The organism is Nocardioides sp. TF02-7 (assembly GCF_022437945.1).
Taxonomy (GTDB): Bacteria; Actinomycetota; Actinomycetes; order Propionibacteriales; family Nocardioidaceae; genus Nocardioides.
The window spans coordinates 49,641-68,699 of the sequence record NZ_CP092535.1 but is presented as its reverse complement, the minus strand read 5'-3'; the positions used below and the strand labels follow the sequence as shown (position 1 = coordinate 68,699).

Genomic DNA, 19,059 nt, shown 5'->3' with positions numbered 1-19,059 from the left:
CACATGTGGCTGGCCCGGCTGAGAGCACATCAGGATCCGAGTGCGACATCGCCATTGTCGGTTTCGATGCGGATGCGGTGTGGGCTGTCGGGATCGATGTCGAGCTCGTTGTCGATGTGGCCGTTGCCGGTGTTGATCTCCACGTCGTATGCGACGTCGCCGGGAAGGGCCACGGTGATCCGTCCATTGTCGGCGGTGGCCGTGAGTTCGGCTGGCGGCTCGTCGAGGGCGATCTCGACGTCGCCGTTTGCCGTGCGCGAGGTCAGCGTGGCAGGCGACGACGAGGTGACCTGCTGAGCGGCATTGTCGGTGCGCAGGTCGAGGTCGCCGGTGATACCCGTAACGGTCACCTCGCCGTTCTGCGTGCGAATCGTCAACGCCTGCGAGACATTGCGCGCCGTGACCGGGCTGTTCTCGCCCTCGATGTCGACGGTGACGTCGTCGGGCACGACGACGAGGTAGCGGGCGTCGCAGGTGCGCAACAGGCCACAGCTGGAGTCGAGGGTCAGGGTGTTGCCTTCGAGGTCCCAGGTGCCCTGGTCGGCGTCGCCGTCGAACCAGCGGGTCACGTCCACCTCGTCGACGTCGCCGGTCTCGAGTTCGACGGCGCCGTTGTCGGTGGTGATGCTGAGGGTCGTGCCGTCGAGCTGGAAGGTCCTCGTCTCGGGGGCGGCCTCGTCGAGGGAGGAGCCGCAGCCCACCAGCAGTCCCAGGGCGAACATCCCCAGCGCGCCGTACGTCAGGGTCTTGTTCATCGTGCCTCCACGGTGGTTGATGTGGCGTCGGCAGCGGCCGGCGGGGGCTTGCTGGGCCACCAAGTGCGGTCTCCGAGCAGCGTCACCAGGGCCGGGAAGAGGAAGGTGCGGACGACGAGCGCGTCCATCAAGACACCGACGGCAACCGCGATGCCGACCTCGGCGACGGTGACGTCGGGCAGTTGGGCGAGAGTGAAGAACGTCCCGGCGAGCACCAGCCCGGCGGCGGTGATGACCCCGCCGGTGTGGGTGAGGCCGCGCCGGACCGCGCCAGCCGTGGTGTCGCGGCGGCGTTCCTCACGGATCCGTTCGGCGAGGAAGATGTTGTAATCCACGCCGAGGGCGACCAGGAAGACCAGGATGTAGATGAACAGGTCCGCTGCGACCGGCCCGTATCCTCGGATGTGTTCGAAGATCACCCAGGAGACCCCGAAGGACGCGGCCAGGCTGAGCAGCACGGTGCTGAGCACGAGCACCGCAGCGACCACCGAGCGCAGCAGCAGCCCGATTACAAGGGACACGACGAGCAGTAGCAGTGGAGCGACCAGTAGGACGTCGTCGAGTGCCGCGTCCTTGTAGTCGAGCTGAACGGCGGGCGTGCCGCCGACGATGGTGCCCGGAACGGCGTCCGCGGAGTCGGATCGCAGGTCGTGAAGAACGTCGCGCCCGTCATCGCCGTAGGCCGGGACCGAGAGATCGATGCGCAGCGTCGGCCGGTCACCGGGAAGGCTCTCACCAGGAGTGACGGCTGCGACGCCGGGCAACTGCTGCGCCACGGCAGTCACCTCGTCCACCTCTACCGCGCCCGCTCCTTCAGGCAGGACGACCACCAGCGGCGGCTGCAGGCCATCGCCGAAGTGCTCCTCGGCCACGGCGTACCCGTCGACCGATTCGCTGCCCGGGGGCACCTTGTCGATCGGGTCGGCGCTGACCGACACGCCGGTGGTGAGGAACGCGAGGGCGACCAGAACTCCTGTCACCAGGGCGGCGATCGGCCTCGGGCGGCGGACGACCAGGTCGGCCCCTCGAGCCCAGATCCGGTGGCTGCCGACGCGCTCGGGGTGTTGCGGCGAGGGGATGCGGGGCCAGAACACCCGCCGCCCGACGACCGCCAGCAGTGCCGGGAACGCCGTCACCATGGCGCCGAGCGCGACCACCACACCTGCGGCCGCGATCGGACCAAGGCCGCGGAGCCCGGCAAGGCTGGCCACGAGCAGGCAGAGCAGGCCGAGCACGACGGTGCCGGCGCTGGCGACCAGCGCGGGCGCTGTACGCCGCAGAGCGACCACGACGGCATCGTGATGGTCCTCGTGGTGGGCGAGCTCCTCGCGGTAGCGGTTGAGCAGCAGCATCGCGTAGTCGGTGGCTGCACCGAAGACGAGCACGATCAGGATCGCCGAGGACAGCTCGGTCACCGTCACCCCGGCATCACCGAGCAGATAGACGGCTCCCCGGGCGACCTGGACCGCCAGCACCGCGGCGAAGAGCGGCAACAGCCACAGCACTGGGCTCCGGTACGTCGCCAGCAGCAGCACCGCGACGATCAACATGCTGGTCAGCAGCAACGCCGCGTCGACGTCACCGGCGTTGTTGTCCACACCCAGCGCGGCCTCGCCGGTCACGTGGACGGTGACGCCGGCGCTGGGCTCGGTCACGATGTCGCGGAGCTGCGGGACCACGTCCTCGGCCGCGTCCTCGGACAACCCGTCGACCACGATCAGCGCCGCGGCGCCGTCGTCCGAGACCTCTGGTCCCGACACCGACACCCCGTCGGTGTCCTGCAGCTCGGCGGCGACCTGCGCATGCTGGTCGGCGATCGCGGCCAGGTCGGTATCGGTGAGCCGGCCCGACTCGGCGGCGTACACCACCAGCGCGGTGCTCGTCTCCTCACCGCCAGCCGACTCGATCAGCGCGGCGACCTCGGTGGACTCGACGCCGGAGGGAAGAAACGCCGCAACGTCCTCGCGCTCGACGTCACCGATCCTCTCGGCCAGCGGGGTCGCGAGGACAGCCATCAGCACCCACCCCAGCAGCACGATCCACTTCCAACGGCGCAGCGCGATCCCCACCGCGGGTCCGGGGGGTCGACGTGGTGGCGCCCGAGTGTGTGTTGCTCATGCGACCAAGTCCACCCCAGCCGACGGGCCCCGCACATCGCCGCCGACGGCGATCTGTCGCCCCGCGCCATCACCCCCGACGGTTACATCGCACCCGGACATCTCACTCTCCGGAGTGAGTGGCCACGTCATGCCGATGCCTAGCATGGTGACTGTGACATGGTCGACCATTCCGTTCGCCGTACGAGTCGGCGTACCTGCGGCGGTCGGGGTGCCCGCGCTGCTCGATCAGGCCAACGAGGAGAACACTCCCGGGGCATGGGCGCTGTGCGTCCTCGCGGTCGTGCTCAGCACAGCAAGCTCCCTCGGCCGCGACCGGGCGCCGGTCCGCTCGTTCGCAGCGGTGCTGGCCGTCGGCATCACCACCCAGCTCACCGCCGCCGCCAGTGGAGTCGAAGTCACCACCCTGGTCGTTCTCCCGCTCGGGTTCGCGTTCTACTTCCTCGGACGGAACGCTTCGACCACACCATCTGCGATCGCCGCCGTGGCGTCGATCGTCCTCATGCTGGGAGCTCTCGCACTCAACCAGGTGACCGCCGCACCCGAGCGTGGTGGAGGCCTCGACGTCATCGCCGTGGTCCTCGCGCTACCCCTCGGATGGGCCGTAGGCGTGGTGGTGCGCGCCCGCGAACAGCAGCTCGACCAAGCACGTCGCGACCAGGAACGCCAGGTCGAACTCGAGGATCGTCGGGTCACCGACGCTCGCACCCAGGAGCGACTCGCGATCGCCCGCGACATGCACGACGTGGTCGCGCACTCGCTCACGACACTCACCGTCCATGCCGAGGTCCTCCGGTCCCGAGCAGTCGACCTACCTCAGTGGGCCAACGACCGCGTCGACGCGTTGGCCACCGCTGCCCGGCAGGCGAACCAGGAACTGCACGGACTGCTCGGCACCCTCCGCCAGGAGCAACCAGCCAGCGAGCCCTCTTCCCATGAGGCCGAGGAACCGGCGCCACGCCTCTCCGACCTGCGCGGCCTGGCCACCGCCGCCGAACAAGCCGGTCAGCACGTCACCTGGGACGTCGGCGACACAAGTGGCCTATCCCGACTGCAGGAGTCGGCCCTCTACCGAATCACGCAGGAGTGCCTCAATAACGCCAGACGACACGCCCCCGGCGCGACCGCCCACGTGCGAATCACGCGAGATGCCGGCCTCCTCACGCTTGGCGTGACCAACGAGCCGCCAGCGCGTGGCCCGTCTACTCCCCGCAACCTGCCCGGCCTGGGTCTGCTCGGCATCAGCGAGCGGGTGACCGCCCTCGGTGGTGAGGTGCGCCACGGCCCCACAGCCGAAGGAGGGTTCGCGGTCGTCGTGCACGTGCCCGTCCTGCCCGCTCCAGCCAGTGTCGAGACGACCTCGTGACCGCCGCAGACAGGCCGGTCACCGTCGTCGTTGTCGACGACGACGCACTCGTCCGTGACGGCATCGCCGCGATTCTCGACGGCCAGCCCGGCATCAGCGTGATCGGGCGCGGAAGCGACGGGCGCGAAGCAATCTCGCTCTGCCGAGAGGCCTCACCTGACGTCGCTCTGCTCGACATACAGATGCCACGACTCGACGGGCTGCAGGCACTCGAGGAGATCAAGCGCGCCGCCCCGCACGTCGCCGTGGTCATGCTGACCACCTTCGACACCGGCCCCTACATCGACCAAGCGCTCCGCGGTGGCGCAGCCGGGTTCCTACTCAAGAACTCCACCTACGAGCAACTGGTCGCCGCAGTTCGATCGGCTCGCGACGGACACACCACGCTCGGCCCGTCGATCACCCACCACGTCGTCTCCGGCTACCTTGCCGCCCATCATCCTCCCGACCCCGACGACCTCTCCCGGGTCCAGGAACTGACCGATCGCGAACAAGAGGTCCTCAAACTCATCGCAACCGGCGCATCCAACAGCGAGATCGCGGCCATGCTCCACCTAAGCGAACACACTGTGAAAAACGCACGTCTCGCACATCTTGACCAAGACCGGATGCGCCGACCGAACCCAAGCAGCCGTCCTGGCGCACCGGATCACGCGTCGTTCGTAAGCAGACGCGTCACACCTGTGTGGCCCGACGCAACGGGTCACACGTCCGGAGATTGGGCCGGGGTACGCCCCAGCCGCGCTGGTCGCTCCAGGCGACCCGGCTCCTCAACGTCGTCGTCGATGTCACCGACCTGAGCCAGTCAGCGGCTACATCCGAGCGATCCGTGTGCCAGGCATTCATGGAGTTCGGATATTTCGCTCCGCCGGTATTGCGCTCGCTGCGCTCGCGCGTGTCGAGCCGCCCTCGCTGCGCGCGGTGCGGGGCCAACGACGTCATACATCCCGTGGGCGATCGCCCTCGCAACGCATGACGTCCCGCGCCGTGCGGCCACACGTGACTCTCCCGTCTGCCGCACCTGATGGTGTTCACTGACCCCACGGGTGCCCGGGGCGCAGGACCGAGAGAGGACGTCGGACGAGCGGTGGACGAGCGGTGGACGAACTAGTGTCGGCCGGCAGCGCGTCCGCGGCCGTGGCGCACGCCTCGCCGCCGCGGTTCGTCGCCCGTGCGGCGGCGCTGGCCGAGCTCACCGGTGCCGTTCGCGAGCATGCCCCCGTCGTGCTGGTCGCCGGCGAGGCCGGGGTGGGGAAGACCCGGCTCCTCCGGGAGGCGCTCGGCGAGGCGGGCACCGCCGACGGCACGCTGTGGATGGCCTGCCCTCCGCTCGCCGAGCCCTACACGCTGGGGCCCGTCGTCGACGCGCTCCTCGCCACCGACCCCGGCCGGGTCGGCGGCCTCCCGCTGAGTGACCTCGTCGGGTCGTTGCGCCCGCTGTTCCCGGAGTGGAGCAGCGTCCTCCCGCCCGCCCCCGAGCCGGCCGCCGACGCCGCGTCGGCACGGCACCGTGTGTTCCGTGCGCTGGTCGAGCTGCTGACGGCCCTCGGCGCCGACCGGCTCGTGGTCGACGACCTGCAGTGGTCCGACGACGTCACCCGCGAGTTCCTGCTGTTCGTCGCGACCAGGACGCCACGAGCGTTCAGCCTCGTCCTCGCCTACCGCTCCACCGAGGTCGGTCCCGACGACTGGGTGCCGGGCTTCACCGCGCGGCTCCGGCCGGGGACGGAGGTCGTGCGGCTCGAGCTCTCGCCGCTCGACCCGGCCGGAACCGCCGAGCTCGCCTCGTCGATGCTCGACGACCAGCCGTTGTCCCAGGCGTTCGCCCAGCACCTGCACGAGCACACCGGCGGCCTTCCGCTCGCCATCGAGGAGTCGGTGCGGCTGATGGTCCGCCGCAAGGACCTGGTCCGGCGGGACGGTGCCTGGATGCGGCTGCCGCTCGCAGAGATCGTGGTGCCACCGACGCTCCGCGACACCCTTCTCGAGCAGGTCACGCGGCTGGACGAGCGGGCCACCGTCGTGCTCAGGGCGGCCGCGGTGGCCGCGGAGCCGTTGCCGGAGCCGTCGCTGCGCCACCTCAGCGGCCTCGCGCAGGAGGACTTCGAGGCAGGTCTGGCCGAGTGCGTCGACCACGCGCTGCTGAGCCGGGGACCGGGCCGGCGGGTGTCCTTCCGCCACGTCCTCGCCGGTCGAGCGGTCTACGAGGCGACGCCCGAGCTGGAGCGCCGCAGGCTGCATCGCCGCACCGGGCAGCTGCTCGAGACCGAGTCCCCGCCGCCCCTCGCGCGCCTCGCGGCGCACTTCCGGCTCGCGGGCGACGACGACCGGTGGCAGCGGTACGCCGACCGGGCGGTCGACGTCGCGCTGGAGACCGGCGACGAGGCCACCGCCGGAGCGCTGCTGCACCAGCTGGTGCAGGGCTCGACGATGTCCGCCGAGCGGCTGTGCTCCGTGGTCGACAAGGTGCCGTTCGGGTCGATCCCCGCCTCCGTGCACCTCCACGACCTCGCCGCGGCGCTGCGACGCTCGCTCGCCGCCGGCGAGCACCCGCCCGCGGTCGAGGCCGACCTGCGGTTCCAGCTCTCCCGGGTCCTCAACGAGCTGGACGAGTTCGACGCGGCCCTGGGCGAGGTGGAGCGGGCTCTGCCGCACCTCGAGCGCGACCCCGCCACCGTGGCCGTGAGCATGCTGGCGCTGGCCTGGCCCCGCGGGAGGCTCCCGAAGTCCACGCACCTGCGGTGGATCGAGCGGGCGACCGAGCTCGCTCGCCGCCTCCCCCGCCACCGAGCAGCTCCGGGTGTCCACGGTCTGCGCCGCCGGACTGCTCCTCCTCGGCGAGGAGCGCGGGTGGGCGGCTGCCGAGGCGATCCCCGAGGCGGGAGGCGACAGCCGCGAGCGTCGCATCGTGACGATGGCCCACATCAACACCGGCGACGCCGCCCTCCGCTGGGGACGTCACGCGGAGGCCGCCGACCGGCTGGCGGTCGCGCGGCGGCTGGCGGTCGAGCACGACCAGGTGCGGCTCGCCGAGCTGGTCGAGTGCACCCAGGCCCACCTCGACTGGCTCACCGGTGCCTGGGCAGGTCTCGAGGCGAGGGCGGCCGACCTGGCCGACAACGACGACGTCCGACCGGTCAGCCGGCTCGAGCCGATGATGGTCCGGGCGCTCGTGCGGCTCGCGGCGGGCGGGACGGCGGCGGACACGCAGACGCTGGAGGGGGTGCTCGCCAGCGCGGTCGGTGCCGGGGCGTGGGAGACCGTCGGCGAACCGGCGGCCGCCCTCGCCTCGCTCCACCTCCGGGACGGGCGGACGGACCAGGCCCTGGCGGTGACCGAGGAGCCGGTGCGGCGCACGCTCGACACCGGCGTCTGGCTGTGGGGGACCGCCGTCGTGCCAGTCCGGGTGGAGGCGCTGGTGGCGGCCGGTGACGTCGAGGGCGCGCGGGAGCTGGCCCGCTCCTTCGCCGGTGCCGTCGGGGACGTCTCGTCGCCGGCGGCAGCGGCCGCCCTCGTGGAGTGCGAGGCGGCGGTGGCGGCGGGCCAGGACAGCGCGCGGGCCGCGGACCTGTGGGGCGAGGCGGCGGACCGCTGGACGTCCCTGCCCCGGCCCTACCGGGCGGCGTCGTGCCAGGAGCGTCGTGGTCGGCTGATGGTCGCGGACGGGCTCGAGGGGGCCTCGACGTCCTCGCGGAGGCGCTGGCCGCCTACGCGGCCCTCCTGGCGCCCGGCGACGTCGACCGCGTCGCCCACCTGCTCCGCGCGCACGGCCGCGCCGTGCCGCGGACCTGGCGCGGAGGGCGCAAGGGCTACGGCAGTGCACTCTCACCGCGCGAGAGGGACGTCGTCGGTCTCGCGGCCGAGGGGCTCACCAACCGGGAGATCGCCGACGCGCTGCACCGGTCCCACCACACCGTCGCCAGCCAGCTGCGCTCGGCGATGAAGAAGGTCGGCGCCCCGTCCCGCGCCGCGCTCGTCGCACGGGTGACGGCTGCCGGACTGCTCGACGACCGTCGCTGAGCCGTCTCCACGTCCTGCGCGGCGAGTTCTTTCACGCGGATGAGGGATCGCAGCCCACCGTGGTGAGCGAGCACGATGCCAGCGTGTTCCCAGACGACCGCCGCCCGGCTGCCGACGAGCTCCCGGAGACCGCTGCCCGACCGAGCGCCGACGACGAGGTGACCGCCGAGGACCCGCGGCCGACGACGCCCGCTCCGCCGAGCCGGTCCGCCGACGAGCCGGAACCCGACTACGACCGCTACCAGCAGCTCTAGGCGAGCCGGAGGTACAGGAGCAACCATGCCGCGATCCCCGTTCTCCCGACGTCGTTCCCCTCGTCCTGTGCGCAGTGGTGTGCAGCGTGCTGGCCCTCTGCGGACCGGTGTGGTCGGCGTCCTCGGCGCCCCCACCCCAGGCTCGGACGGTCGTCGACCCCCACGACCCGCCCCGCGCCGAGATCAAGCCGCGGCTCGCTCGCCAGCTCGCGAGCCGGGACTCGGTGGACTTCTGGGTGCGGTTCGCCGACCGCGCTCCCTTGGCCGCCGCCCAGCGCGCCCCGGGGTGGAACCAACGGGGAGCAGCCGTGGCGTCGGAGCTCCGGCGTACGGCGAGGGAGAGCCAGGCCGGCGTGCGGGCCCTGCTCCGCGGCGCCGACGTCGAGCACCAGGCGTTCTGGATCACCAACGCGATCAAGGTGACGGGCGGGGGACGCGGAGCTCGCCGCCCGGCTGGCGTCGCGCCCCGAGGTCGCGTCGCTGTGGCCCTCGTTCCAGGTGACCGCGCCGGCGCTGCGGCCGGCCGAGGCGGTGCCGACCGCGGGTGACGTCGAGTGGGGTGTGGCCAACATCAACGCCGACGACGTGTGGGACCAGTACGGCGTGCGTGGGGAGGGCATCGTCGTCGCCAACATCGACACCGGCGTGCAGTTCGACCACCCCGCTCTCGTCGAGCAGTACCGCGGCACCCGCCGCGACGGCAGCTTCGACCACGACTACAACTGGTTCGACGCATCGGGAGCCTGTGGCCCCGCGCCGTGCGACGGCAACGGCCACGGCACCCACACGATGGGCACGATGGCCGGCTCGGACGGCGCCGACAACCAGATCGGCGTCGCCCCGGGCGTGACGTGGATCGCCGCCAACGGGTGCTGCCCCTCCGACGCGGCGCTGGTCGCGTCCGGCCAGTGGATGCTGGCTCCGACGGATCTCGACGGCCAGAACCCGGACCCGGCCCGACGTCCGCACATCGTCAACAACTCGTGGGGAACCGAGGGGCCCTCCAACGAGCCGATGCTGGACGACGTCGCCCGTGCCTGGGCCGCGTCGGGCATCTTCGGCGTGTGGGCCAACGGCAACAGCGGCCCCCGCCTGCCGCACCAGCGGATCGCCGGGCAGCCTGGTGCACAACTACTCGGTCGGCGCCTACGGCTCCGACGGCAGCATCGCGTCGTTCTCCAGCCGCGGCGACGGCCAGGACGGGGAGACCAAGCCCAACATCTCCGCGCCCGGTGCCGCCGTGCGCCTCCTCGGTCCCCGGTGACGGCTACGACGTCTTCGACGGCACCTCGATGGCCGCGCCTCACGTCGCCGGAGCCATCGCCCTGCTCTGGTCGGCGACCCCGGCCCTCGTCCGCGACGTCGACACCACGTGGTCCCTGCTCGACTCCACGGCAGTCGACCGTGGCGACGACCAGTGCGGTGGCACCACCGACGACAACAACGTCTACGGCGAGGGTCAGCTCGACGTGCTCCGGCTGATGGACCAGGCCCCGATCGGGCCGACCGGCCGCGTCGCGGGTGCGGTCACCGATGTCGCGACCGGTGAGCCGATCGAGGGGCCTACGTCACCGTCGCCGGCGACGTCGACCGCACGGTCGCCACCGACGCGTCCGGCGGGTACCGGACGGGTGCCCTCCCCGTCGGCACCTACACGGTCACCGTCGAGGCCTACGGCTGGGTCACCGCCACCCGCACCGTCGAGGTCGCGGAGGAGGAGACGACGGAGGTCGACGTGGCGCTCGAGCCGGCCGAGATGGCCACCGTCTCCGGTGTCGTGCGCGACGGCGCAGGGCAGGGGTGGCCGCTGTACGCCAAGCTGACGATCTCCGGCTACCCCGGAGGCCCGGTCTTCACCGATCCGGGAACGGGGCGCTACTCGGTGATCCTCGCGCAGGACACGACCTACGACGTCGTGGTGACGCCGCAGTACGACGGCTACCGCAGTCGCTCCGTCGTCCTGGAGGTCGAGGACGGTGACGTCACCCAGGACCTGGGCCTGGCGGTCGAGCCCGGCTGCACGGCGCCGGGCTACCGCTGGGACGGCGTGGAGCAGCGGTTCGACAGCTGGACCGCCCGCTCGCACCGCGGCTGGACGCGCTCCGGCGGCTGGCGCCTCGACAACCCGGGCCAGCGCTCCACACCGGTCGGGGCCGCAGGTCGGTTCGCGATCGCGGACTCGGGCCGCTCGGGGGCGCCGCTCGGTCCGGGCGGTGCTCACCTCGCCCCGCCTCGACCTCAGGCGCACCGCCAAGCCACGCCTCACCTTCGACACCGCCTACTTCGCCGCAGGGAGGCGGCAACGCGCCCAGGTGCAGCTCAGCACCGACAACGGCCGCACCTGGCGCACGCGGTGGCAGCGGGTCCGACGCACCACCGTCGGGGCGGTCTCGATCCCGCTGCGCGGAGCGGCCGGCCACCGGGGCGTGCGGGTCCGCTTCCGCTACCACGCCCGCGACGCGCGCTGGTGGGCGATCGACAACGTCTTCGTCGGCAGCCGCACCTGCGTCCGGGTGCCGGGCGGCCTGGTCGCCGGCGTGACCCGGGACGTCGCCACCGGTGACCCGGTGTTCGCGACGCTGAGGCCACGGACCGGCGAGGTGGCGCGGAGCCTGCTCACCCCCAAGGACCCGGGGGTGCCGGACGGCTTCTACGCGATGTTCGTCCCGGGAGACGGATCCGTGCCCGTCACCGTCACGGCCTCCGGCTACGTGCCACGCGAGGGCCGGGTCCGGGTGGTCCCGCGCGCGGTCGTCCTGCGGAACTGGGCGCTCACCCGGGAGGCGGGATGAGACCGGACCGGAAGGCAACCACCGACGATCGATCGACCATGCAGAGGAGACCAACCATGTCGAGCGCCGCACGCACCCGCGGCCGGCTGCTGTCGTCGTGGGTCGCAGCCGTCGTCGGCCTCACCGCCGCGGTGGTCGGGCTGCCGGCGAACGCCGGCACCGAGACCGCTACGACCGCCCGGACCGCCGTTGCCACGCCGTCGGTCCGGGCCCCGAGGAGAAGCGCCGGTCGTGTCCCTGCCGGGCGCGACCCGGCCGTCGTACTCCCTCACCCTGGTGACCGGCGACCGGGTCACCCTGGCCGCGACCGGGGACCGGTACTCCGTCACGACGACGAGTGCGGTGCGGCCCGACGGGAGCCGACCGGCGATCCAGGTCGAGACGCGGACCGATCCCCAGGGCGAGGTCACGAGCCTGCACGCGACGCCGCTCGACGTCGACGGAGCCGTCACCGCCGGGCTGGTCGACCCTGCGGTGTTCGACCTGCGTTGGCTGGTCGACCGCGCCGAGCGCGGCCAACGGGGGTTGCCGCTGACGTTGCGCCTCGACGCCGACGGTGGCGACCTGCGCGACCGGGCGGCGGGCCTGCCGGGCGTGACGGTCCGGGACGTGCATCCGAACGCCGGCACGGTCGACGTCGAGGTCACCCCGCGCCGTGCGGCCGAGTTCTGGGCGGCCATCGCGTCCCGGCTGCGGGTCGGTGACGGCGCGGCCCACCTCTTCGACGGTCGGCGACCGCCGCTCGCGGGCGGCGTCCGGCAGGTCTGGCCCACCGGCCACCGGACACCGGTCCGACCCCTGGTCGACACCGAGGAGCCGACCAGAAGGGTGACCATGACGATCACCAAGGAGATCGGTGACCCGTTCTACTGCATCGGCGCGGGTGCTCGGATCTGGGTGCTCTGCACCGGAGGCCCGGACCTGGTCCGCCTCGACGGCCGGACCCCCGGCACCGTGCACACCGCCGTCGAGGGTCGCTGCCTCGAGGAGGAGACCTGCAGCGAGATGGAGTTCGTCTTCGAGGTGCCGGACGGCAAGTACGTCTCGTACGGGCTGGGGTTGTTCAAGCTCGACGGTCGCACCCAGTTCCTGGACCTGGTCGTTCCCGAGCTCGTTGTCGACGGCGACACCGCCGTTCGTCTCGACGGCGACCGGGCGACCCGCGCGACCCTGGGCGGCCCGGACCCGCTGGAGCAGTACGACGGCGTGTGGACGTCGTACCGCACGTACGCCGACGGCAGCGGCGGGAGCATGAACCTGCACACCGCCTGGGGCGAGTCGAACTACTGGGCCGTGCCGAGCTCGCGGGTGACGGTGGGAGCCTTCCACCTGGCCCAGGTCTGGATGGCCGGCAAGCCGATGGTGACGATGAGCGTGACCGAGCCGACGCGGTTGCGTCTGCACCCGATGTTGCCGGGGTACGAGGCCGGGGATCCCGAGAAGAAGATCGTCAGGTTCACCGGACGCCGCGAGGTCGAGCTCGTCGACGGCGGGCTGGGGCGCGCCCAGGACCTCGCGGACCTCGACGTCCGCGGAAAGCTGGTCCTGATGCAGATCGACGTGGGCGCCGGCGACGGCTCGGTGTGCCAGATGCGCGAAGCGCCGCTGCTCCGGGCGAAGGAGGCGGGTGCCGTCGGTGTGCTCGTCGACCCGTTCTCGACCCACGGCCCGTTCCCCGACCAGGTGTGCGAGCTGCCGATCCTGCCGGCGGCGTGGGGGCCCGTGCCGAGGGAGGTCGCCGATCTGCCCTACGCGGCGGTCTCCCGCCAGGAGGCGCTCCGGCTCCGCGACCTGCTCCGGGACGAGGAGGTCCGGATCGACCTGAGCGGCTACGCCGGGCCCAGTCCCTACGCCTACCTGCTGAGCAACTACCAGCAGGGGCGCGTTCCGACCTCCCTGCACACCCGGCTCCGGGCACGTGACCTCCAGGTGGAGCGGTCCCGCTACCACGGGGCGAGCCGCTCCGCGGCGGAGCTGATGTTCGCCGCCTGGAACCCGGTCGAGACCGTCGTCGGCGGCCTGATCTACGACGGACTCCACGAACCCTCTCGGTTCACGGTGAAGCGGGGGCCGGTCGCGCCCGACGTCGTCTGGCGGCAGTGGCACTCCAGCGGCTCGCACGCGTCGTCGACCCTCGACGTGGTCGACCGGGTCGGACCGATCGACCTGCGCTGGAACGCCGCGCCGGCCGCCCCCGGTGCGGTGCGCCTCCCGGGCCGGGTCTTCGCCGCGCAGCCCGGCAAGTGGGAGGACGGCTGGGCGGTCGAGCTGTGCACCTTCTGCCGCGAGGGCGACGTCCTCTACCCGACGTTCCTGATGGTGAGCGGCGCCGCACCCGGCACCTCGAGCCCGCTCTACTCGTTCGCGCCCACGAGGCTGCGTCTCCTCGCGGACGGGGAGGAGCTGCCGCAGGAGGAGCACTTCTTCTACGGCCCGACCTACCAGGTGCCCCGACGGGCGACGACCTACCGGCTCACCGGCGCCACCGAGACCACCCGCACCACCTGGACGTTCCGCTCCAAGCGGCGCAGCCAGGACCGGTCTCCCCGGGGTCGCCTCTGCCCCGGGTGGTTCGAGGACCGGGAGCGTCCTTGTCAGACCGAGCCGCTGCTCTTCCTCCGGCACCGGATCGGGACCGACCTCCGCGACGCGGTGCGCGCCGGCAGCCTCCGGACGCTGGTCGTGAGCGCGTACGGCCCGATGGGCCGGGCTCGGGAGGTGACCCGGATGCGGGTCGAGATGAGCGTGGACGGCGGCCGGTCGTGGAAGCGCCTGGCCACCCGCTCGCTGGGCCGCGGCGAGCGCGCGGCCCGGTTCAGGGTCCCCGCGGTGCGGCGTACCGACGGGGCGCTGGCGTTCCGCGTGGTGGCCCGCGCGCCCGACGGCAGCACGGTCCGGCAGGTGGTCCGGGAGGCGGTGCGGGTCAAGCGGGCCCGGTGAAGGCCGCGGACGTCATACGTCTCGTGGGCGATCGCCCTCGGGACGTATGACGTCCCGCATGGCGCTCCTCAGCAGAGCCGGCGGTGCCAGGCGACCGCGGAGGCGTCGGTGAGCGAGGCGACCTGGTCGACGACGACGCGCAGCCGGGCGGCGTCGTCGTCGGCGGCGTGCCAGTCGGCGACGTACGCCTCGTCGAGCTCGTCGGGCGCGCGGTCGAGGAGCACCTCGGCCAGCTCGACGAGCAGCTGGCGCTGGCGCTCCTGCAGCGCGACCCGCTCGTCGTCCTGCAGCACGTAGTGGGCGGCGACACCCTTGAGCACCGTGATCTCCGCCCAGGTGTCCGCGGGGACGACGAGGTCGGCGCGGTAGCGCACGAACGGCCCGTCGCCCGCGGCGAACGTCGCCTGCTGCACGGCCCCGCAGAACCGGCCGATCAGGTCGCTGGTGAGGTTCTTCAGCGCGGCCAGGCTGCGCCGAGAGCCGTCGTACGGCGACCGCGGCCAGCTCCCGACGCGGCGCAGCCGGGCGAGCACGTCGTCCAGCTCGTCGTCGGTCGCGTCCGGGGCGTACCAGTCGCGGACGGTGCCCCAGACAGCAGCGGTGTCGAGCCGGGTGAGGTCGAGCCGGCCGGCGACGATGGCGTCCTCGACGTCGTGCACGGAGTAGGCCACGTCGTCGGCGAGGTCCATCACCTGCGCCTCCACGCAGCGGCGGCGGCCGGGTGCGCCGGTGCGGAGCCAGTCGAACGCGGGGCGGTCGTCGTCGTAGACGCCGAACTTGGCGCCGGTGCGGCTGGTGCCGTCGGCGTGCACGCCCCCGGGCACCGGGGCGCCGGCCAGCGGCCACGGGTACTTGGTGCAGGCGTCCAGGGTCGCCCGGGTGAGGTTGAGGCCGGCCGACTCGGTCTTGGCCTCGAGGCGGGTCAGCAACCGCAGCGTCTGCGCGTTGCCCTCGAACCCGCCGCACGCCGCCGCCACCTCGTCGAGCGCGCGCTCGCCGTTGTGGCCGAACGGCGGGTGGCCCAGGTCGTGCGCGAGCGCCGCGGTCTCCGCGATGTCGGGGTGGGTGCCGAGCGCCCGGGAGAGGTCGCGGGCGATCTGCGCGACCTCCAGGCTGTGGGTCAGCCGGTTGCGGACGAAGTCGTCGCTCTGCGGACCGACCACCTGGGTCTTGGCGGCGAGGCGCCGGAAGGAGGCGGCGTGCACGACGCGCGCGCGGTCGCGCTCGAACGGCCTGCGCTCCGGGGCGTCGACCCGCTTCGGCGGCTCCGGCACGAGCCGCTCGCGGTCGGCGGCGCCGTAGAGCTCCTCCACCCGGTCCACCGGCCGGAGACTACCGCCCGGCCGTAGACTCACGGGTCATGGTCGCGCGGGCGGGGGAGCTGGTCTGGCTGCCGTTCGAGCCGGACCTGCTCGGCGACCCGCCCGACGCCCTGCGCTACGAGGTCGTCGACCCGACCCGCGACGTCCTCGGGTCCGTCGGCGACGTCGCCTTCTACGTGCCGCCCTACCAGGTGGGGCCGGCCGTCGCCGAGGTCATGGACCGGATGAGCAGCCTGCAGGTGGTGCAGACGCTCACCGCCGGCGTCGACAACATCCGCGACCGGGTGCCGGCCGGCGTGACGCTGTGCAACGGCCGCGGCATCCACGACACCTCCACCGCCGAGCTGGCGCTCACGCTGGTCCTGGCGTCGCTGCGTGGCATACCGGGTTTCGTCCGCGCGCAGGACCGGCGCGAGTGGGCGCCGGGGTGGCGCCCGGCGCTCGCGGACCGGCGGGTGCTGCTGGTCGGCCACGGTGCCGTCGGCGCGGCGATCGAGGCGCGGTTGGCCCCTGTTCGAGGTCGAGGTGGTGCGCGTCGCCCGCACCGCCCGCGACGGGGTGCACGGCATCGACGAGCTGCCCGACCTGCTGCCGCACGCCGACGTGGTGATCCTCGTGGTGCCCCTGACCTCCGAGACCCGCGGTCTGGTCGACGCCGCCTTCCTCGCCCGGATGAAGGACGGCGCGCTGCTCGCCAACCTCGCCCGCGGACCGGTCGTCGTCACCGACGACCTGGTCGCGGCGCTGGCCACCGGCCGGATCTCCGCCGCCCTCGACGTGGTCGACCCGGAGCCGCTCCCCGCCCGACAGTCCGCTCTGGGACGCGCCGAACCTGCTGGTGTCGCCGCACGTCGGCGGCGCCAGCAGCGCGATGTGGCCGCGCGCCCACCGGCTCGTGCGCGACCAGCTGCACCGGTTCGCGACCGGTGAGCCGCTCGCGAACGTGATGGCGGGGGAGTACTGAACCGTCCGGCCCGGCCGGCATCGCTGCGGGGATGTGGAGCGGCCGCCCCGCCCGTCGGCCGCTGCTCGTAGGATCGCCGCATGGCCGGCCGGATCCGCGAGGACGACATCGCCGCGGTCCGCGAGAAGGCGCGGATCGACGAGGTCGTGTCGGCCTACGTCACGCTCAAGAACGCCGGCGGCGGCTCCCTCAAGGGCCTCTGTCCGTTCCACGACGAGAAGACCCCGTCGTTCCACGTCACCCCGAGCCGCAACTTCTTCCACTGCTTCGGCTGCCAGGAGGGCGGCGACGTCATCGCCTTCCTCATGAAGATCGACGGCCTCGCCTTCGTCGAGGCCGTCGAGCGACTCGCCGACAAGTACGGCGTGCAGCTGCGGCGCGAGGACGGCGGCGAGGACGACCGCCCCCAAGGGGCCCCAGCGCCGGCGACTGGTCGAGGCGCACGCCGTGGCGCAGGAGTTCTACGCCGAGCAGCTCACGACGCCCGACGCGCTCAAGGCCCGGCAGTTCCTCGCCGACCGCGGGTTCGACCAGGCAGCCGCGGCCCACTTCGGTGTCGGGTTAGCGCCGCGCGAGGGCGAGGCCCTCGCGCGGCACCTGCGTGGGCGCGGGTTCTCCGTCGACGAGGTGGTCGCGGCGGGTCTCGTGGCGGTCGGCCGGTCGCCGTACGACCGCTTCCGCGGGCGGCTGCTCTGGCCGATCCGCGAGACCAACGGCGACACGATCGGCTTCGGAGCGCGCCGGATCTTCGACGACGACAAGATCGAGGCCAAGTACCTCAACACCCCCGAGACGCCGATCTACAAGAAGAGCCACGTGCTCTACGGCGTCGACCTCGCCCGTCGCGACATGGCCCGCACCTCGCAGGCGGTCGTGGTCGAGGGCTACACCGACGTGATGGCCTGCCACCTGGCCGGGGTGACGACCGCGGTCGCCACCTGCGGCACGGCGTTCGGCGACGACCACGCGAGGGTACTGCGGCGGCTGCTGGCCGACCACGAGGAGTTCCGCGGCGAGGTGATCTTCACCTTCGACGGCGACACGGCGGGTCAGCAGGCCGCCCTCAAGGTGTTCCGCAGCGACCAGCAGTACGTCGCCCAGACCTACGTCGCCGTCGCCCCCGGCGGGATGGACCCGTGCGACCTGCGGGTCAAGGAGGGGGACGCGGCGGTCCGCGAGCTGGTCGCCACCCGGCAGCCGCTCTACCGGTTCGTGCTGACCAACGTGGTGGCGCGCTACGACCTCGACCGGGCCGACAGCCGGGTCGACGCCCTGCGCGACGCCGCGCGGCTGGTCGCCTCGGTGCGCGACCGCTCGAAGGTCGACGCGTTCGCCCGTGAGCTCGCCGGCCTGGTCGGCGTCGAGGTGGAGGAGGCGCGGGCCGAGGTGCGCCGCGCGGCCGCCCGCGGCGCCCGTCCCGACGGGCGGTCGCCGGCGCGCGACGAACCGGTCGAGCAGCGGCCGCCCCGGCCCGCGGTGCCCGACCTGCGCGACCCGCGGTTCGGCATCGAGCGCGAGACGCTCAAGCTGGTGCTGCAGCACCCGGTCGCGATCGGTCGCACCACCGCCGACATCGGCACCAACGACTTCACCCACCCCACCTACCGCGGCGTGTGGGAGCTGGTCGAGAAGGCCGGCGGGCCGGCCGCCGGCGACGGCGACCCCGGCTGGGTGAGCCGGATCCGGGAGGCGGCCACCGATCCCGAGGTCGCGTCGGCGGTGAGCGCGCTCGCGGTCGAGCCGATCCCCGCGGCGAAGGAGCCGGACGCGTCGTACGTCGCCCACCACGTTTTCCGCCTGCTGGAGCTGACGACGCTGCGCCGGATCGCGGAGGTCAAGTCGCGCCTGCAGCGCACCAACCCGGTCGAGCAGGCCGCCGACTACAACCGGATGTTCGGTGAGCTGGCCGCCCTCGAGCAGCACCGGCGCACGCTGCGTGACCGGATCGTGGGACCGTGAGGCGATGAGGTTCGGCCCGATCCCCTCCCGTTCCCGCCGCCCCGACCTGCCGGTGGCGCGGGGCGAGCGGCTGCTCGCGTGGGCGACCGCGCCCGACGGCTCGACGGTCGGCGCCACCCGGGAGGCGCTCTACGTCCCCGACCGGCAGCCGCCACGGCTGCCGTGGGAGGAGGTCGCCACCGCGGAGTGGGACTCCGACGAGGAGCTGCTGAAGGTCGTCGAGGTCGGCCGGTTCGGCGAGCCGCAGCCCGAGCACCGGCTCGCCCTCACCCAGCCCGACCGGCTGCTCGCCACGGTCCGCGAGCGGGTCACGGCCAGCATCGTCCTCCAGCGCCACGTCGCCGTCCGCGGCCGCCACGGCGTGCGCGTGATCGGGCGCCGCGCCCCCGGCACCCACGGCCCGATCGGGTGGTTCGTCGAGTACGACGTCGGCCTCGACCCCGACGACCCCGCCGTGCGGGCCGTCGTCGACGACGCACTGGCCACCGCCCGCGCCGACGTGGGGGAGTAGCGCGCTGACAGCGCCGCGCGTCGCATCGGCGTCTCTCGGTGGGCTCGTGACGGCGTTCC

14 protein-coding genes and 4 pseudogenes are annotated in these 19,059 nt (G+C 73.0%); 15 read left to right on the top strand and 3 right to left on the bottom strand.

What is annotated here, in order from left to right; translation table 11 throughout:
* Positions 1-29: 29 nt before the first annotated feature.
* Together MF408_RS00350 and MF408_RS00345 are read right to left on the bottom strand one after the other, a co-directional pair.
* Positions 30-755, bottom strand: coding sequence for a DUF4097 family beta strand repeat-containing protein (locus tag MF408_RS00350; protein ID WP_240249818.1), 726 nt, complete (start codon positions 753-755; stop codon positions 30-32).
* Positions 752-2,824 carry an MMPL family transporter gene (locus MF408_RS00345; RefSeq protein WP_240249817.1) on the bottom strand — a complete coding sequence of 691 codons (2,073 nt, stop codon included), beginning with the start codon at positions 2,822-2,824 and terminating at the stop codon, positions 752-754. Before MF408_RS00345 ends, MF408_RS00350 begins: the two co-directional genes overlap by 4 nt.
* 184 nt (positions 2,825-3,008) lie before the next feature.
* Here MF408_RS00345 and MF408_RS00340 point away from each other — a divergent pair, with 184 nt between their 5' ends.
* The 11 genes and pseudogenes from MF408_RS00340 to MF408_RS00295 all read left to right on the top strand — a co-directional run bounded on the left by MF408_RS00340 (position 3,009) and on the right by MF408_RS00295 (position 14,244).
* Positions 3,009-4,238 (top strand): histidine kinase, encoded by a 1,230-nt coding sequence (locus MF408_RS00340; protein ID WP_240249816.1) that lies wholly within the window; start codon positions 3,009-3,011, stop codon positions 4,236-4,238.
* Positions 4,235-5,038, top strand: coding sequence for a response regulator transcription factor (locus tag MF408_RS00335; RefSeq protein WP_240249815.1), 804 nt, complete (start codon positions 4,235-4,237; stop codon positions 5,036-5,038). Before MF408_RS00340 ends, MF408_RS00335 begins: the two co-directional genes overlap by 4 nt.
* A gap of 298 nt (positions 5,039-5,336) precedes the next feature.
* Entirely contained in the window at positions 5,337-7,670 is a 2,334-nt protein-coding gene (locus tag MF408_RS00330) for an AAA family ATPase (protein ID WP_240249814.1), read from the top strand.
* 195 nt (positions 7,671-7,865) lie between these two features.
* On the top strand, positions 7,866-8,258 hold the full coding sequence (locus MF408_RS00325; RefSeq protein WP_240249813.1) for a helix-turn-helix transcriptional regulator: 393 nt from the start codon (positions 7,866-7,868) through the stop codon (positions 8,256-8,258).
* Positions 8,259-8,341: 83 nt separating this feature from the next.
* On the top strand, positions 8,342-8,512 hold the full coding sequence (locus tag MF408_RS00320) for a hypothetical protein (RefSeq protein ID WP_240249812.1): 171 nt from the start codon (positions 8,342-8,344) through the stop codon (positions 8,510-8,512).
* Positions 8,513-8,598: 86 nt separating this feature from the next.
* The gene (locus MF408_RS00315) at positions 8,599-9,060 is read left to right on the top strand and encodes a hypothetical protein (protein WP_240249811.1); all 462 of its coding nucleotides are present in this window, start codon (positions 8,599-8,601) and stop codon (positions 9,058-9,060) included.
* A pseudogene (locus MF408_RS26420) lies at positions 9,011-9,625 on the top strand (S8 family serine peptidase); the annotation flags it as partial. The gene MF408_RS00315 and the pseudogene MF408_RS26420, both read left to right, overlap by 50 nt.
* 179 nt (positions 9,626-9,804) lie before the next feature.
* Positions 9,805-9,858: pseudogene (locus tag MF408_RS26415) on the top strand (hypothetical protein); the annotation flags it as partial.
* 224 nt (positions 9,859-10,082) lie between these two features.
* Positions 10,083-11,075, top strand: a pseudogene (locus MF408_RS00305) (carboxypeptidase regulatory-like domain-containing protein); the annotation flags it as partial.
* Complete coding sequence (locus MF408_RS00300) at positions 11,050-11,304, top strand: hypothetical protein (RefSeq protein WP_240249808.1); 255 nt, start codon at positions 11,050-11,052, stop codon at positions 11,302-11,304. The pseudogene MF408_RS00305 and the gene MF408_RS00300, both read left to right, overlap by 26 nt.
* Before the next feature lie 231 nt (positions 11,305-11,535).
* Positions 11,536-14,244 carry a hypothetical protein gene (locus tag MF408_RS00295; protein ID WP_240249807.1) on the top strand — a complete coding sequence of 903 codons (2,709 nt, stop codon included), beginning with the start codon at positions 11,536-11,538 and terminating at the stop codon, positions 14,242-14,244.
* 68 nt (positions 14,245-14,312) lie between these two features.
* Here MF408_RS00295 and MF408_RS00290 read toward each other — a convergent pair whose 3' ends face one another.
* Positions 14,313-15,557 (bottom strand): deoxyguanosinetriphosphate triphosphohydrolase, encoded by a 1,245-nt coding sequence (locus MF408_RS00290; RefSeq protein WP_240251562.1) that lies wholly within the window; start codon positions 15,555-15,557, stop codon positions 14,313-14,315.
* A 384-nt stretch (positions 15,558-15,941) separates the two neighbouring features.
* Between MF408_RS00290 and MF408_RS00285 the strand changes: the two genes are divergently transcribed.
* The 4 genes and pseudogenes from MF408_RS00285 (at position 15,942) to MF408_RS00275 (ending at position 19,000) form a co-directional block, all read left to right on the top strand.
* Positions 15,942-16,496 (top strand): NAD(P)-dependent oxidoreductase, encoded by a 555-nt coding sequence (locus MF408_RS00285; RefSeq protein ID WP_345893817.1) that lies wholly within the window; start codon positions 15,942-15,944, stop codon positions 16,494-16,496.
* A 114-nt stretch (positions 16,497-16,610) separates the two neighbouring features.
* A pseudogene (locus tag MF408_RS26410) lies at positions 16,611-16,853 on the top strand (CHC2 zinc finger domain-containing protein); the annotation flags it as partial.
* A 124-nt stretch (positions 16,854-16,977) separates the two neighbouring features.
* A complete protein-coding gene (locus tag MF408_RS00280) occupies positions 16,978-18,489 on the top strand; it encodes a toprim domain-containing protein (protein ID WP_345893816.1) in 1,512 nt (503 codons plus the stop codon).
* A gap of 4 nt (positions 18,490-18,493) precedes the next feature.
* Positions 18,494-19,000, top strand: coding sequence for a hypothetical protein (locus tag MF408_RS00275; protein WP_240249806.1), 507 nt, complete (start codon positions 18,494-18,496; stop codon positions 18,998-19,000).
* The last annotated feature ends 59 nt before the right edge of the window (positions 19,001-19,059 follow it).